This window comes from Hymenobacter sp. 5516J-16, assembly GCF_022919335.1.
GTDB classification, from domain to species: Bacteria; Bacteroidota; Bacteroidia; order Cytophagales; family Hymenobacteraceae; genus Hymenobacter; species Hymenobacter sublimis.
In genome coordinates this window covers 1,812,628-1,827,349 of record NZ_CP095058.1, presented here as the reverse complement: position 1 = coordinate 1,827,349, position 14,722 = coordinate 1,812,628, and the positions used below count along the sequence as shown (strand labels likewise).

Below are 14,722 nucleotides of genomic sequence, written 5' to 3'. Positions count from 1 at the left end.
GCCTGCGACCACCACGCTACCAACGATACAACTGCTGCTAGAGAGGCAGCAAGGGACTTCTTACCGGTATTCAAGCGTCAATAAACCAAATGGTTATAAGCCGTTAGCTGCTGGCTAATAGCTGTTAGCTTTTTCAGAAGGACATAGCTGTGGTAGTGACGGATGACCCGGACAGTCAGACCAATCAAAAAGCTGTCAGCCAACAGCTAACAGCCAGCAGCTTCTAATGAGACTTAAGAGCGAATTTAATCAATTCCTCCACGCTCAGGTCGTTGCCGTGCTTGTGCTGGATCTGGTCGAGGGTTTTCTCGGCCGCGGCCCGCGCAAAGCCCAGCGTTATCAAAGCCGCTAACGCTTCGCTGCGGTTGGTATTGTGCGCTTTGGCTAGCGGTACGGTATCAATGCCGGCCTTAGCCAGTAGCTCATCTTTGCGCAGCTTATCCTTGAGCTCCAGCACCACACGCTGGGCCGTTTTGGGGCCTACCCCCTTGATACTCTGGATAGAACGCACGTCCTCGCTGACGATGGCTTGGCGGATTTCGCCCACCGACATCGACGACACCATGACAATGCCCGTGCCCGGCCCAATGCCCGAAACCGAAATCAGCTGCATGAACAAGGCCTTTTCATTAGGGTCCAGAAAGCCGTAGAGCGCCTGCCCGTCTTCTTTAATGTGCTGGTAGGTGTAGAGCTTGGCCTTTTCCCCGTCAGCGGGCAGCTTGGCATAAGTAGCCAGGGAAATCCGGATTTCGTAGCCAATGCCGTTCACGTCCAGAATGGCTTGGGTGGGGTCTTTATAGGCGAGTTTACCGTCGACGTAGGCAATCATGCGGGGTGGTTGAAGTAAAAACTGTCAGAACGGATACAACACGCTACAGCCGGGATTTGTGCCAAGGTGTTTAGCTGTTCTAACTAGGTTAGCCGGCTTGGGCGGGCCGGTAAGGTGGTTGAGCAAGTTGGGGCGAATTTGCCCGGAATCAAAGCTCTGGAATAGAAGTGGGTAGGCGAAAGCAAGAAGTGAGCCTTTCGTTCTGAAAGCTGCTGCCCACAGAACAAAAGACTCACTTTTCGTTTCTAGCTCCTTACTGCTGAGGCCTACAAGCCCTTGCCGTCGGGGTGTTGGGCATCGACTACGGCAATGGCAGCCATGTTCACGATTTCGCGGACGGAGGCACCGAGCTGCAGGATATGCACAGGCTTGCGCATGCCCATCAAAACCGGCCCGATAACCTCGGCCCCACCTATTTCCTGGAGCACTTTGTAGGCAATGTTGCCGCTAATAACGTTCGGGAAAATGAGCGTGTTGGCCCCGCCTTTGTCGGCTAGGGGCGAGAAGGGATATTGCTCCCGCAGCAGCTCCGGGTTCAGGGCCGTGTTGGCCTGCATTTCCCCATCCAGAATCAGCTCGGGGTAGCGCTGCTTGGCTAGCTCGGTGGCGCGGCGGGCTTTATCGGGCAGCTCGCCGGGGTTGGAGCCGAAGTTGGAGTAGCTGATTACGCCAATCCGTGGCTCGGTGTCGAAAAACTTTACGGCCCGCGAAGTCAGCCCGATAATTTCCACCATTTCCTCGGCCGAAGGATCAATGTTCACGGTGGTATCGGCGAAGAAGTACGGGCCTTTCTTGTGCTGAATGATATACATAGAGGCGACGCGCTGCACATCTTCGGCTACCCCAATCACCTGCAAGGAAGGCACAATGCTCTTGCCGTAATCCTTGCTTAAGCCGGTGATAAAGGCATCGGCCTCGCCGGTTTCCAGCATCATGCTGCCGAAGTAATTTCGCTCGCGCAGCAGGCGACGCCCTTCGTAGAGCGTAATGCCGCGGCGCTGACGCTTTTCGTACAGCTTCTGAGCAAACTCCTCGCGCTTGGCTTCCTCGTGCAGGATGTCGATAACCTGACAGCCCTCCAAGTCAAGGGAGTTTTCCTGGGCGATGCGCGCAATCTTGTTGCGGTTACCGAGCAGGATGGGCTGGGCAATGCCTTCGTCGTGCAGAATTTGCGCTGCCTTAAGAATTTTGTAAGTGTCGCCCTCGGCAAATACCACGCGCTTGGGGTTGCTGCGGGCCGCCTGGGTAATGCGGTTCATCAGCTTCTGATTGACACCGAGGCGGGCGCGTAGCTCGTCTTCGTAGGCAAACCAGTCTTCAATCTGAATGCGGGCTACCCCGCTTTCCATGGCGGCCTTGGCTACGGCCGGACTCACAGCCGTAATCAGGCGCGGATCCAGAGGCTTGGGAATCAGGTAGGTGCGACCGAAGGATAAGGTGTTGTCGCCGTAGGCTTTGTTCACCATATCCGGCACGGGCTCCTTGGCTAGCTCGGCCAGGGCGCGCACGGCGGCCAGCTTCATGGCCTCGTTGATTTCGGTGGCGCGTACGTCCAGAGCTCCCCGGAAAATGTAGGGGAAGCCCAGCACATTGTTGACCTGGTTGGGGTGGTCGGAGCGGCCCGTCGCCATAATAATGTCCTCGCGGGTGGCCATGGCTACCTCGTAAGGAATTTCCGGATCGGGGTTGGCTAAGGCAAACACAATAGGGTTGGCCGCCATTTTCAGCAACAGCTCCGGAGCCAGCACGTTGGCCGCCGAAAGCCCCAGAAAGAAGTCAGCGCCTTCCATGGCCTGGGCCAGGGTAGTAATGGGCCGCTCGGTGGCAAACTGCATTTGCAGGGCCGCCAAATCGGTGCGCTGGGGTGGATGATGCCGTCCTTGTCGAACACCACCACGTTTTCCCGCTTCAAACCCAACTCCAGGTACAGGCGCAGGCAGCTGATGGCCGCGGCTCCGGCCCCGCTTACTACCACCCGAATCTCGTCAATCTTCTTGCCAACTACCTCCAGAGCGTTCAGCAGCGCCGCCGAGGAAATAATGGCCGTGCCGTGCTGGTCGTCGTGCATGAGCGGAATGTTCATCTGCTCGCGCAGGGCCGTCTCAATGGGGAAGCACTCGGGGGCCTTGATGTCTTCTAGGTTGATGCCGCCAAACGTCGGCTCCAACGACTTTACAATGCGGATAAACTCCTCCGGATCCGTCGCGTCAATTTCAATATCGAAGCAGTCGATGCCCGCGAACTTCTTGAACAGTACGCCCTTACCCTCCATTACTGGCTTGGAAGCATCGGGGCCGATGTTGCCCAGGCCCAGCACGGCCGTCCCGTTGCTAATAACTCCCACCAGGTTGCCCTTGGCGGTGTACTTGTACACCTCGTCCTTGTTCGCAGCAATTTCCTTGCAGGGTTCCGCTACTCCCGGCGAGTAAGCCAGGGCCAGGTCCAGCTGCGTACTAACGGGCTTGGTTGGGACTACCTCAATTTTGCCGGCGGGGCTTTGAGAGTGGTAGTTCAGCGCGTCCTGTTTATTTATTTTCAGCATGCTACGGTACTAGGGTGGAGCTTCCTTGAAAGGGCAAGAAAGCAAAATGGGCAATAGTAACCCGTGGCAAAGGTACGCGCCCCCGCCCGGATAGAAAAAAACGCTCCGAGTTCTGCTGAGCTCGGAGCGCTACGATGAAGGTCGCGAATCGGCGAGTAGCTTATTCTACTTTCAGGTCTTTAAAGGATCCGGTTAGGTTCACGTCGCACCGGAGGGCAGTAGAGCTGGGCAGCGGACCTTCCAGAGGATCGTGGATATTCGTGAGCTGCATTTCATAGGTGCCACTGATAAGCTTGCGGGTGGCATCGTAGGCGGTAATAGTGAGCTGCCCTTGCGCTTGGTTTTGGGCGCTATAATAGAGGCTGCCGCTCAGAGACGTTGCCACGTTAACGCGGTAGTACACATACAAAGCCGGCACTACCCCACCTGAATTGGACCGACTCAGCACCGGATACGTCCCGGTCAGGCCCGGGGAAAGGGCAGTTCGGGGTACCTCAAAATTAACTCGGTCGACACCTTCCGGCGCTACGAAATTCAGGTAAAACCTCTTCTCCTCAAGTACGGCAGCGCCGGATAAGGTTTGCTGCGTGTAAGACAAGCCATTGTTACGGGAGGATGCCGCCGGGTAGGTCATAGTGCGCGCCATCGACAACTCGGAGGGAGTTGCCGAAACCACTGGTTGAGGATCTTCCTGTTTGGAATCAGAGCCGCAGGAAGTTAGCCCCATAGTAAGAACGGCAAGGAGAAGGAGGCGTGGCGAAAAATGCATCAGACTACGGATGAAATAGGTACAGCTAAGGATGGGCTAGAGCAGCGGAATTTCAGTGAACGTGCCGTAGCTCTTAATCTCACAGTCGCGCCGGCTGTCTGCCTGCGAACCGACGGCCAGGTACACGTACGGGTCCTTGGCGTTGCGAATAGTGAAGGTGTACGACCCACTGATAAGTTGGCGGGCGGAGTTGAACTCGGTAATGACGAAGCTACCCTCTAGCCGGTGCGAGTTACCGGAGTACTTGTTCAGGTAGATGCCCGTACCGTAGGCGGGGCGCTCATACGTAGCCAGCACCTCGCCCTGACCCGGGTCGGGTTGGGAGGATAGGGTGTACGTGCCGACCAACCCGGCTTTTTGCTTGCCTTTGGGCAGAACAAACTCCACCCTTTCTTCGGTACCCAGGCCCGCTGGGCGGGGCTCCTTCTCAAAGAGCAGCGTTAGTTTATCGGAGGCCAGCCGACCGGAAGGGGCCGGCGCCAGGAACGTTTGCCCTTTGCTTTCGGTGGGGTAGGTGTACGTGAAGTTGATGTTGGCCTCCTGCACGGGAGGCGTCACGGTGGGTTCTGGCGTTTCAATATCTTGCTAGCAACTTGCCAGCAAGGGCAGTAGAGATATACTGGACAGGATACGTACGAATGTCAGCATAAGTAAAAGGGAAGGAAAGGATGGAAGGGCGTATGACCGAACTAGCCAAGCGCCGTGCCAACTTTTAGTGAAATAGTTCCACTCCTTGTGCCGGGCGAGAAAATTTTAAGCTACATACTTGATAACTAGGCATAAAAAAAGCGCAGAAGAAGTTCTGCGCTTTCTAATAGGTAGCTCGATAATACCACTAGCTCTTTACAATGAGCTTCTGGCCGGGCTTCACCTCGTCCGATTGTAGGTGGTTCAACTCCCGCAACTTCTCAACCGTGAGGCCCTGATAGCGGCGGGAAATGTTGTAGAGCGTATCGCCTGGCTGAACCAAGTGTACTTGCGGAGTGGGCAACAAAGAGCGGGAAGCCGGCCGGCTGGCTCGTCGCGCTGGTTCCTGGGCCGCGGCGGCAGTTTCGCGAGTGGCCGTTAGAAGCTCTGCTGCAGGTTCCGCCGCCAGCTCCTGCAGGTTCAACTTCTGGCCGGGGGTAAGCGTTTCCGTGGCTAGCTTGTTGCGGGCCATGAGTTGAGCTACCGTCAGGCCATGAGTGCGAGCCACCTTTTCCAAAAAGTCACCCCGCCGTACCGTGTAGGTAGTAGAAGCTGGGTTATCGGGGAGAGCCGTTGGTGTCGCCACCTCGGAGGCAGGACGAGCCGGCCGGGTTGCGGCCAGAACTTGCTTAGCAGCTGCCGGACGAGCGGGCGTTGGTGCCGTAATGTCTTCGACCTCCGAAGTCACGGGCTTGGTTCTGCTGGTACCTACTCGCACCGGCACTGCGAGTGTCGGTCGGATATTCGTAGCTGCAAGAACATGGGTTTCGGAGGTAGCAACAGGCCCGGCCGGCAGTTGGGTGGCGGGTGACGGCACAAAAACCACGAGCTGACTGCGCGGTGTCAGGGCTGAGCGCTTGCCCAAATTGTTCCAGCGGCGCACCTGGGCTGCACTTACCTCGTAACGCTCCGCCACCGAAGCCACCGTTTCGCCGCGCTTCACGGTGTGACGCACCCGGCGATACCGGGGCGGCGTAGCGTGTCCGCCGGCCGAAGCTCCGGCCGCAGCTAGGCTGCGGGCAGGAAATGGCTCAATGCCGGCCAGCAGCACGGGGCGCAGAAGTACCGGCTGCGGCAGCTCGGCTAGGGGTCGGCAGTAGTCAAACAACGTCTCCCTATCGACGACGGCCAGGGCCGGGCGAGCCGCCGCCGGCAGCTGCACAGCATAGGGGCGGTAACCTTGGGGTAGCCAGGGCTTGCGCAGCTCCGGGTTCAGACGGGCCAGCGTCATAGAATCGGGGTAGCCGCAGGCCCGGGCCAAGCGGGTCAAATCGAAGGCCCGGCCGCCCAGCTGCAGCGTATCCATGGCCTCGGCGTACTGATACTTGAGGGTAGGGGAGTGCAACTGGTGCTGCTGGGCATACTTCATGGTGTACATAATGGCCGTGAAGGTGGGCACGTAGTTGCGTGTCTCGGCCGGCAAGTGCGGGTGCACTTCCCAGTACGTTTTCTTGCCCGTGCGGCGCACGACTTTCTGCATGTTGCCAGCGCCCCAGTTATAGGCTGCCAGCACCATTTCCCAATCGTGAAACACGCCGTAGAGGTAGCGTAAGTGCTTGCAGGCCGCTTCAGTAGCCTTTTCCGGGTTCATGCGTTCATCTACCCACTCGTCGCGGCGCAGGCGTAGGTCGTTGGCCGTGGGGCCCATAAACTGCCACAAGCCGGTAGCGCCTACTCGGGACTTAGCCGTCGGAATCAGGGCGGATTCTACTACGGCCAGGTATTTCAGATCCGTGGGCAGATTATACTTGGCCAGATACTTCTCGAAGAGCGGAAAATACAGGTTCTCACGCTCCAGCACGCGCTGAGTATAGCCGCGCTGCCGTTCCGTAAAGAGCCGCACAAACGCCAGCACATGCGAATTAAAGACGTGCGGAACATCGGTTTCAAAGCAGCTAATTCGGTCCCCCACCAAGTCACGCAGCTCGGGCGGCGTGCGGAGCCACACCAGCTTCACTGAGTCAACCGGGACTGGCGCCGATACCAACGAATCGGGCAGCAACTCCAGGTTAACCCGCAGCGAGTCATCAGCCACTGGTGGCGCCTGAGCAGGCGAGGTAGGAGGTAGTTCGGGCCGCACCTGGGCTACCGCGGGGCGAACCACGGAGGCGGCAAATAGCAACGGAACAGCAGCACGCAGCAACGACTTCTTCATCTTACATGGAAACTGGCAGGTAAGCCGAAAACCTCAACTTGCTGTGCCTCAGCCCAGCGCATCTTCAAAAATAGCACGGATTGACATAAATGCCAGCCCGGCAGCGAATAAGAACCCCGAAGCTCCGCTTAAGCTCCTGCTTCAGGCTGCCCGCGGCAGTCAGTAGCGAAGAAGCCAGAGCGAAACTCCGGGGCTGTTTTTTATGGGCTGGTTAGGCCTCTACGGGAACTGCTGTTTCCGTCACGGTGCTGGCAAACGCTAGTAGGTGCTCCTCGCGGAAGGCACCCGCCAAAATCTGCAAGCCGATGGGCAAGCCCTGCGCATCTTTCCCCGCGGGCACCGAAATAGCAGGTACGCCCGCCAAAGAGGCCTGCACCGTGAAGATGTCGGCCAGGTACATGGCCAGCGTATCCTTATTCACGTCGCCGATGCGGAAGGCCGTGGTAGGGGTAGTGGGCAGCACTAGGAAGTCGTACTCGCGCAACAGCTCGTCGGTTTTTTCCTTGATGAGGCGGCGTACGCGCTGGGCCTTGGTGTAGTAAGCGTCGTAATAGCTGGCGCTCAACACGAAAGTGCCCAGCAAGATGCGACGCTGCACTTCCGGACCGAAGCCTTGAGCGCGCGTTTTCTTGTAGAGCGACTCCAAGTCCGTAGCATCCGGCGCGCGGTAGCCAAACTTCACCCCGTCGTACCGGCTTAGGTTGGAGCTAGCTTCGGCCGTGGTCAGGATGTAGTAGGTGGGAACAATGAAGTCGAGGTAGGGAAAATCAACGGCTTCTACCACGTGGCCCTGGCCCCGGAACTGCTCCAGCGCCTGCTCCGTGGCCGCCTTGATTTCCGGATTCAAACCCGGCCGCTCCAGACAATCCTTGATGTAGCCGATGCGGTAGTGCGGGGCTGGCGTCAGCTGTTGGCTGTAGGCAGGCACTTCCCGCTTGCTGGCGGTGCTGTCAAACGAATCAGGACCGGCCATTACTTCCAGCAGCAAGGCGGCATCTTCCACCGAGCGGGTCAGCGTGCCAATCTGATCGAAGGAGGAAGCGTAAGCAACCAGCCCGTAGCGCGAAATGCGTGAATAGGTAGGTTTGAAGCCCACAATTCCGCAAAAAGCGGCTGGCTGACGCACTGAGCCCCCGTATCGGAGCCAATGGAAGCCAAGCACATGTCGGCTTGCACCGCCACCGCCGAGCCTCCTGAGGAGCCACCGGGTACTCGCTCGGGGTCAATTTCGTTGCGGGCGGGGCCGAAATAGGATGTCTCGTTGGAGGCACCCATGGCAAACTCGTCGCAGTTCTGGCGCCCAATCACAATGGCGTCTTCGTCGAGCAGGCGCTGCACGGCCGTGCCCGTAAACAAGGATTTGAAGCCGTCCAGGATGTGGCTGCTGCTCTGCAAGCTATGGCCTTCGTAAGCCAGCACATCTTTCAGCCCGATGACCATGCCCGCTAGCTTGCCGGCTGTACCGGCGGCCAGCTTGGCATCAACGGCCTCGGCTTGGGCCAGGGCTTCTTCGGGCCACACCTCCAAAAAGGCATTCAGGTGTTCTTTGCGGCGGATATTATCCAGATAATAAGCCACGAGCTGACGACAGGACGTGGTGCCTGCCGTCAGCTCGTGGCGAACTTCCGTGAGGGAGTTAAAGCGTTTCAAGACGAAAAGGGTTTAGTTCATTTGGTCGAGGCGGGGCCGCTCTTCGGCGGGGCGCGTAACCGGAGGGGTTAGGCCACCATCCATGGGCGGGGCCACCGGCGTAACGGCCGGGGCTTCGGCTACTGGGGCCACGGGGGCCTGGTAGGGTTGCTGGTTGAATTGCTGCTGGTAGGGCTGCTGAGGTTGGCCGGAGTTTTCAATTTCGCTCCGAATCTCGCGGGAAGCGTCCTTGAACTCGCGGATACCTTTACCCAAACCGCGGGCTAGTTCCGGAATCTTATTGGCCCCGAAGAAAATGAGGATAACGACCATGATGAGCATTATCTCACCACCGCCCAAATCACCTAAGAAGAGGAAGAAAGGAGTGTTCATGGCTACGAGCAATTAGCGGCGGGGAGCCGTGGGATCATTCGGGTTGATTGGGCCATCGCGGAACTCCGGCTTCTCTTCCTTAGAAGCATCCTTAAATTCGCGGATGCCTTGGCCCATACCCCGGAACAGCTCCGGAATGCGCTTGGCTCCGAATAAGAGGATGATAGCGAGGCCGATGAGCAGGAGTTCGGTGCCGCCAAGGCCGCCAATACCAAGCAAAAGGGTGGCAAAATTCATAAGGAGGAAGACCAACAGGTCGGGTTATTATGTGGCAAAGCTACGTATACGCAGCCTTGTACGCATTGGGATTGGTAAAGGTACCGCATAATTTCAAAATCAGTTCCCGGGTGGCTCCAGGCTTCTGCCAGGAGTCTGCCGGCTACAACGCGCGGGAACCGACTGAGTGGCAACAGCTTCAGCCAGTGAATGATGATGTTAAGCCGGCAAATGCAGCTGCTCAGCGGGGTGCGTACAACAAATTGCCACCATTGCTGCTATTTAGAGAATTAGTTATAGACTACCCTACCTTTCTTCCGCTGTACTACCTGCTCCTTTCCCTTTCCTGATGTCACCTACTTTTTCCACCGCGGAAAGTGCTGTAAAGCCACTTACCCGCCGCTTCGACGAAGCTGCTCGCTTGGAGGTCCTGCGTAACTACCGCATTCTGGACACGCCCCCGAAACGGTTTTCGACGACTTGGTGCGGCTGGCAGCCTACATCTGCGGTACCCCTATTTCCTTGGTTTCGCTGCTGGATGCCGAGCGGCAGTGGTTTAAGGCCGAAATAGGTTTGGGAGTTAAGAGCACACCCCGCCACCTGGCTTTTTGCCAGCACGCCATTCTCTCAGACAAAGTGTACGAAGTGGAGGATGCGACTCAGGACCCCATCTTCAAGCAAAACGCCCTGGTTACCGGCGACCCGAACATTCGCTTTTATGCCGGTGCCCCGCTCATAACCCCGGAAGGGCAGGCCCTTGGCACCATCTGCACCATTGATACTGTGCCCCGCCGCCTGACGGAGGAGCAACGGGATGCACTCCGCATTCTGGCCCGGGAAGTAGTGTCGCACCTGGAGCTGCGGCGGGCCCGCCTGCAGCTGGAAGAAGAAAAACTCAAGCTGGAGGGACTACTACGCATGGCCAACGACACGGCTGAATCATTCTACCTACATGGAGGGCAGAACGAAATTTTTATAAAACAGGATCATAAACTGCTGCGGGTGAATACATCTGATATCCGGTATGTGGAGGCGCTTGGCGACTACGTGAACATCTACTCTGGTCGTGAGCGGTACACGGTGTACAGCACCATGAAGGAGCTGGAAGCCAAGCTGCCGCTCCGCGACTTTGCCCGCGTACACCGCAAGTACATTGTGCGGCTGGACCGCATAATTGCCATCGAGAACGACGCAGTTATCGTAGAAGCCGGCCGCAGTGCTGAGCAGGCTACCAGCGTGTTGCCCGTGCCCATTGGTAGCTCCTATAAAGCTGCGCTGCTAAGCCGCTTAAATCTTATTTAAGCTCAACAGGTAGGAAAAGCATTCGGAATGCTAGTATTCACCGAGGGAAAAAACACATTCAGCGAAATTGCGGGAGCGGGCAATACCGCCGCATGTATCTTTCGTCATGTTATCGGGGATTACCCTTGCTAGGCTAGCCGCCTTACCGCAGTTGCTAAGTAAGGGGAGGGATTCTGATAGCTAAGTTTGTTTTCATAGCTCAGAAAGACACCGCATGTTGTGCGGTGTTTTTTTTGCTACCTACTTGCGGCCCAGCCAGTTTTCCGGGTTCAGATTGGAGCTGTTGTGCCACACCTGAAACTGCACTTCGGAAGTTCCTTCCGCGTCCGTAGAAACGGTACCAATGGTCTGGCGGGCGCTAATGGTTTGCCCCTCGCTAACGCTGACGCTGCGCAGCTTGGCGTATACCGTGAAGTAGTCGCCGTGCTGCACCATTACAATGGTATTCATGCCGGGCACGCTGGCCACGGTCAGTACCTTTCCGCTAAATACGGCCCGCACCGGTTCCCCGGCATTGGTTTGAATATCAACACCCCGGTTTTCCACTACCACATTTTTTAGCACGGGGTGGTTGTGCCGGCCGAAGTGCTGACTGATAAAACCCCGGCCCACGGGCCACGGCAGCCGGCCCCGGTTATCGTGAAACGACGAAGCCAGTTCGGCACCCTCCGGAGTCATCGTGACGCGGTCCACGCGCTCAGCGGCCGCTTCGGCGGCGGCTTCCGTGGCCTCAGTGCTGCTGGTGCGGGCAGTTGCTCCCGGACTACGAGAAGGGGCAGTAGCGGCAGTGCTGGTGCGGGCCGCGGCGGCTTTGGCGGCCGCGCGCCGGGCTGCCAGGCGGGCAGCCCGGGCAATTTCCTCCCGTACCCGTTGGGCAATCAGGTTGTCGAGGCGGGTTACGGCCTGCTGGCGGGTTGCCAGTTCCTGGCGCAGGTTCTGCTCCTGCTGGGTAAGCTTGGTAACTACCTGGTCCTGCTGGGTTTTGAGCGTGAGCAGGTTCTTCTTTTCCGAAATCTGGGTAGTGAGCAGGGAGCCTTTTTCCTCCTGCTTTTCCTTGAGACCGGTGAGCTGGGTGCTCAGGCGCTGCTGGGTGTGGCTGATTTGGGCGGCCTGGGCTTTGCGCACTTCCGTGTACTGACGGATGTAGCGCAACCGGAGCATAAATTGGTTAAACGACTCCGAAGCAAACAGAAACATGACCCGGTTGTAGCCGTTGGCCGTTTTCGAACCGGCATAAATTAGGCGGGCGTATTCTGCTTTAAGCTGCTCCAGGCTCTGGCGGGTTTGCTGCACCTGGTTTTCCGTTTGCTTAACATCGGTTTCGATGTAGCGCAGCTCACTGCTGATATTCTTGATGACGCCCTGCTGCACGGTAAGCTTTTCCTTCAGGGCATTCAATTGCCCCACGGAAGCTTGCTTCTGCTGCTGGGTTTGCTCCAGAATGCGGCTGGTTTCATTGATGCGCTTCAGGGTCAGGCGCCGTTCCCGCTCGAGTTGGGCTTTGGTTTTACGCCCCGTGGAACCCGTGCGCTGCGCCCAGGAGGCATCGGCTACCCCCAGCAACAGCACGCAACTTACTACCAGCAGCCAGCTTTTACTTTTTGCGCGCATAGCCCTTGGGTACCGAGAAGGGGAACTGCAGCCGCTCCTTATCCACATCTACCGAGCGGTAAGTAATGGTAAGCGTGGAGGGCGCTGCCTGCCCTTGCTGCACCTGCACGAGGCTGCTGTGTGCAAACGGCTGAGCAGTGCGCTCCAAAGGCCGGAAGTCGGAGTAGTCGACGGTGAGTTTGTTTTCACTGGCCGGCACCTGCACCTGCAGTTGCTGAATGCGCCCCCGTTCCAGGTTCACCAGTTGCTGCACCAGCAGGCCCGCCTGCTCATAATTCACCCGCTGCACAGGACCATCTGTAGTAACCGTAGGCTGGGTAGCGGCGCTGAGTGGCGCTAGGTAGTTACCTAGCAGCAAGGCTTGCAGCATGTCGAAGTTGACAGGCACGTTCAGGCGCTTGCTGAGGTAGGCGAAGTCGCCGGCGTAGTATTCGCGGTGGAGCTTGTCGAGCACTTGCACCGAGTCGCGGGTGATGTAGATGCGGCCGCCTTCTACCCCAATCAGTGAGGCCGATATCCAGATGACGCTGTCCTTGCGAATGCGCACGTTGATGTTGCCACTCTGCTGGTCAAACTGCGCCTTGCCCTTGGCCGCCAGAAAACGAAAATCGACGTTGGCTGCGCGCACTGACTCCGGCATGGGTACCGTCGTTTTATTGGCCTTGGAGCCAATAGAAAGCAGTTTGCGGTTGCAGCTGCCCAGCATCAGTGTGGCGCCGAGCAGCACCAGCAGGAGGCGGTTACTCATATAGTTTTTTGTCTTTAATCTTCCGGTCGATGAGCGGGGAAGCACCGCCTGTTTTTTTGGCTTTCTGCCACTCGGCCAGGGCCTTATCGGCCTCGCCTAGCTTGAACAGCACGTCGCCGTAGTGCTCAATTACGGTGGCATCCGTGGTAGTTTTCAGCGCTTTTTCAAACTGTTGCCGGGCCCCGCTGTAGTCTTTCAGCCGGTACAGCACCCAGCCGTAGGTATCGAGGTAGGTGTCGTTATCGGGGTTTTGCTTGACCAGTTTGCCCGCCATTTCCTTGGCTTTGTCCAGCTTCTCGCCCCGCAAGGAAAGGTAGTAGCTGTAGTTGTTCAGGGCCTGAGCATTATTAGCGTCAAACGTCAGGGCTGCTTCGTAAGCCGCATCCGACTTGGCGTATTCCTTTAACTCGTGGTAGGTGTCGCCGAGCTGGGTGTCGAACTGAGCCAGCAGCTCGGGGTTGTCGGTGGCCAGCTTGCGGCCGTATTCCAAGGATTTGATGGCCTTGGTTGGCTGCTTTTTCAGCTGATGGCCCACGCCGTTGTAAAACCACAGGGGCGCCTGGTTTGGGAACAACTCTAAAGCCTGCTCCGTGTGGGTAAGCAAGGAATCAACCTGATTGAGCTCGGCATCAATGAGCACCACCTGCTGCCAAATCTGGTAACGGGAGTTGTCCAGTTCAATGGCCTTCAGATAGTTAGCGCGAGCCGCAGGCCGGTTGCCGGTTACCGTCTGAATGTCGCCGGCAATGGAAAAGGCTTTGGCTTCGCGCGGATGCACCCGGGTAGTAATGGCGGCCAAGTCCTGGGCCGTTTGGTTAAGGGCCGGGTTGGGCAGCTGCTTGATGTAGTCAACCAGAATCCGAACCTTGTCATCAATGTCCAAGGCCGGGCTTTCGAAGGCCAGCTTGATTTGCTTTTCTGATTCCGGCGCGTTGTTCTGCTGGCGGTACACGTCGGCCAGAATCATGCGGGCCCGCGGGTTGTCTGGGTCCTGCTTGAGGGCCTGCTGGGCCACCCGAATGGCATCGGGGAAGCGGTTGTTGGCCGCGTACATCTGGGCCTGGGCCAGCACGTAGCGCACCTCATTCGGGTTGGCCGTAATCAGCGTTTCGCCTTCCTGCAAGGCCTTATCAAGGTTGTTTTGCTTGAGATAGATCTGCTGCTTTTTAAAGGATACCTCATCCAGGGGGCCGAACTGCTTTTCCGCCTGATCAAAGGTCGCCAGTGCCTCGTTCAGCTTGCCTTGGGCAATGTACAGGTCGGCCAGGTTAAAGAGGTAATAGCCCGAGTTGGGCACCTGCTTGATCAGGGTATTGTATACGCCAATGGCCTGATCGAACTGCTTTTGCGAGGCGTAAATCTGGGCCAGCAGCAGGTAGTAATAGGCGTTCTGCGGATCGAGTTTTACGGCTGCTTGCGCAAAGTTCGTGGCATCCTGGAGGTTGCCGCTCAGCAGGTTGGTTTCGGCAATTTTGTAATTGACGGCCGCATTGGTGGGGTTGAGGGCGTAGGCTTTCAGCAGCCGCTCGAGGGCCTTGTTGTAATCCTCCAGCAGCACGAACCGCACCCCATCCACGAAATACGCCTCGCTGATTTCCCGGTCCTTCTCTGATAAGGGGCGTTTTTGCTGGGCGGCGGCATCCAGAGCCGCCCGACGAGCCAGCTCCTTGCGCTCTTTGCGCGTCAGCTTGCGGGGCTTCTTTTCGGGGGCCGTAGCGGTAGCGGGAGCCGCTGGCTTAGCCTGCTGGGCGTACCCGGGGCTGGCCACCAGCAGGCCCAGCAGAAGCACAGAAAAAGCACCGAATCGACTCATGAAAACAGTAGCGCGGACCCTGCGGCCG

The 14,722-nt window shown here is 57.7% G+C and carries 10 protein-coding genes and 3 pseudogenes; 2 read left to right on the top strand and 11 right to left on the bottom strand.

Translation table 11 applies throughout. The features are described 5' to 3' along the window. Positions 1-223: 223 nt before the first annotated feature. The 8 genes and pseudogenes from ruvA to MUN84_RS08945 all read right to left on the bottom strand — a co-directional run bounded on the left by ruvA (position 224) and on the right by MUN84_RS08945 (position 9,241). Positions 224-829, bottom strand: coding sequence for a Holliday junction branch migration protein RuvA (gene ruvA / locus MUN84_RS08980; protein WP_244697622.1), 606 nt, complete (start codon positions 827-829; stop codon positions 224-226). 266 nt (positions 830-1,095) lie between these two features. Continuing rightward, a pseudogene (locus MUN84_RS08975) lies at positions 1,096-3,371 on the bottom strand (NADP-dependent malic enzyme). A gap of 160 nt (positions 3,372-3,531) precedes the next feature. Continuing rightward, complete coding sequence (locus tag MUN84_RS08970) at positions 3,532-4,098, bottom strand: hypothetical protein (RefSeq protein ID WP_244697621.1); 567 nt, start codon at positions 4,096-4,098, stop codon at positions 3,532-3,534. 78 nt (positions 4,099-4,176) lie between these two features. Beyond that, the gene (locus MUN84_RS08965) at positions 4,177-4,698 is read right to left on the bottom strand and encodes a hypothetical protein (protein ID WP_244697620.1); all 522 of its coding nucleotides are present in this window, start codon (positions 4,696-4,698) and stop codon (positions 4,177-4,179) included. Positions 4,699-4,975: 277 nt separating this feature from the next. After that, positions 4,976-6,982, bottom strand: a complete 2,007-nt coding sequence (locus MUN84_RS08960; protein ID WP_244697619.1) for a LysM peptidoglycan-binding domain-containing protein — start codon at positions 6,980-6,982, stop codon at positions 4,976-4,978. A 211-nt stretch (positions 6,983-7,193) separates the two neighbouring features. Then, positions 7,194-8,632: pseudogene (gene gatA / locus MUN84_RS08955) on the bottom strand (Asp-tRNA(Asn)/Glu-tRNA(Gln) amidotransferase subunit GatA). Positions 8,633-8,644: 12 nt separating this feature from the next. Next, the gene (tatA, locus tag MUN84_RS23710; RefSeq protein WP_311136866.1) at positions 8,645-9,004 is read right to left on the bottom strand and encodes a twin-arginine translocase TatA/TatE family subunit; all 360 of its coding nucleotides are present in this window, start codon (positions 9,002-9,004) and stop codon (positions 8,645-8,647) included. A gap of 12 nt (positions 9,005-9,016) precedes the next feature. Beyond that, a complete protein-coding gene (locus MUN84_RS08945; protein WP_244697617.1) occupies positions 9,017-9,241 on the bottom strand; it encodes a twin-arginine translocase TatA/TatE family subunit in 225 nt (74 codons plus the stop codon). 450 nt (positions 9,242-9,691) lie between these two features. Between MUN84_RS08945 and MUN84_RS22935 the strand changes: the two are divergent. Both MUN84_RS22935 and MUN84_RS22930 read left to right on the top strand, forming a co-directional pair. Continuing rightward, positions 9,692-10,057, top strand: a pseudogene (locus tag MUN84_RS22935) (GAF domain-containing protein); the annotation flags it as partial. An 81-nt stretch (positions 10,058-10,138) separates the two neighbouring features. Continuing rightward, on the top strand, positions 10,139-10,522 hold the full coding sequence (locus MUN84_RS22930; RefSeq protein ID WP_262920705.1) for a LytR/AlgR family response regulator transcription factor: 384 nt from the start codon (positions 10,139-10,141) through the stop codon (positions 10,520-10,522). Positions 10,523-10,762: 240 nt separating this feature from the next. On the opposite strand, the gene MUN84_RS08935 is transcribed toward MUN84_RS22930, so the two are convergent. From MUN84_RS08935 to MUN84_RS08925, 3 genes are read right to left on the bottom strand one after another with little or no spacing between them, the layout of a single operon-like run. Next, complete coding sequence (locus MUN84_RS08935; protein ID WP_244697615.1) at positions 10,763-12,133, bottom strand: murein hydrolase activator EnvC family protein; 1,371 nt, start codon at positions 12,131-12,133, stop codon at positions 10,763-10,765. Then, positions 12,117-12,881, bottom strand: coding sequence for a DUF4292 domain-containing protein (locus MUN84_RS08930; protein WP_244697614.1), 765 nt, complete (start codon positions 12,879-12,881; stop codon positions 12,117-12,119). Before MUN84_RS08930 ends, MUN84_RS08935 begins: the two co-directional genes overlap by 17 nt. Then, positions 12,874-14,670, bottom strand: a complete 1,797-nt coding sequence (locus tag MUN84_RS08925; RefSeq protein WP_244697612.1) for a tetratricopeptide repeat protein — start codon at positions 14,668-14,670, stop codon at positions 12,874-12,876. The genes MUN84_RS08930 and MUN84_RS08925 overlap by 8 nt, the downstream gene beginning before the upstream one ends. Positions 14,671-14,722: the final 52 nt, after the last annotated feature.

Coding starts and splice junctions, on each gene's coding strand:
- MUN84_RS22930 (WP_262920705.1), top strand. CDS start 10,139: ATGGCCAACGACACGGCTGAATCATTCTACCTACATGGAGGGCAGAAC.
- MUN84_RS08960 (WP_244697619.1), bottom strand. CDS start 6,982: ATGAAGAAGTCGTTGCTGCGTGCTGCTGTTCCGTTGCTATTTGCCGCC.
- MUN84_RS08930 (WP_244697614.1), bottom strand. CDS start 12,881: ATGAGTAACCGCCTCCTGCTGGTGCTGCTCGGCGCCACACTGATGCTG.
- MUN84_RS08935 (WP_244697615.1), bottom strand. CDS start 12,133: ATGCGCGCAAAAAGTAAAAGCTGGCTGCTGGTAGTAAGTTGCGTGCTG.
- MUN84_RS08970 (WP_244697621.1), bottom strand. CDS start 4,098: ATGGGGCTAACTTCCTGCGGCTCTGATTCCAAACAGGAAGATCCTCAA.
- ruvA (WP_244697622.1), bottom strand. CDS start 829: ATGATTGCCTACGTCGACGGTAAACTCGCCTATAAAGACCCCACCCAA.
- tatA (WP_311136866.1), bottom strand. CDS start 9,004: ATGAACACTCCTTTCTTCCTCTTCTTAGGTGATTTGGGCGGTGGTGAG.
- MUN84_RS08945 (WP_244697617.1), bottom strand. CDS start 9,241: ATGAATTTTGCCACCCTTTTGCTTGGTATTGGCGGCCTTGGCGGCACC.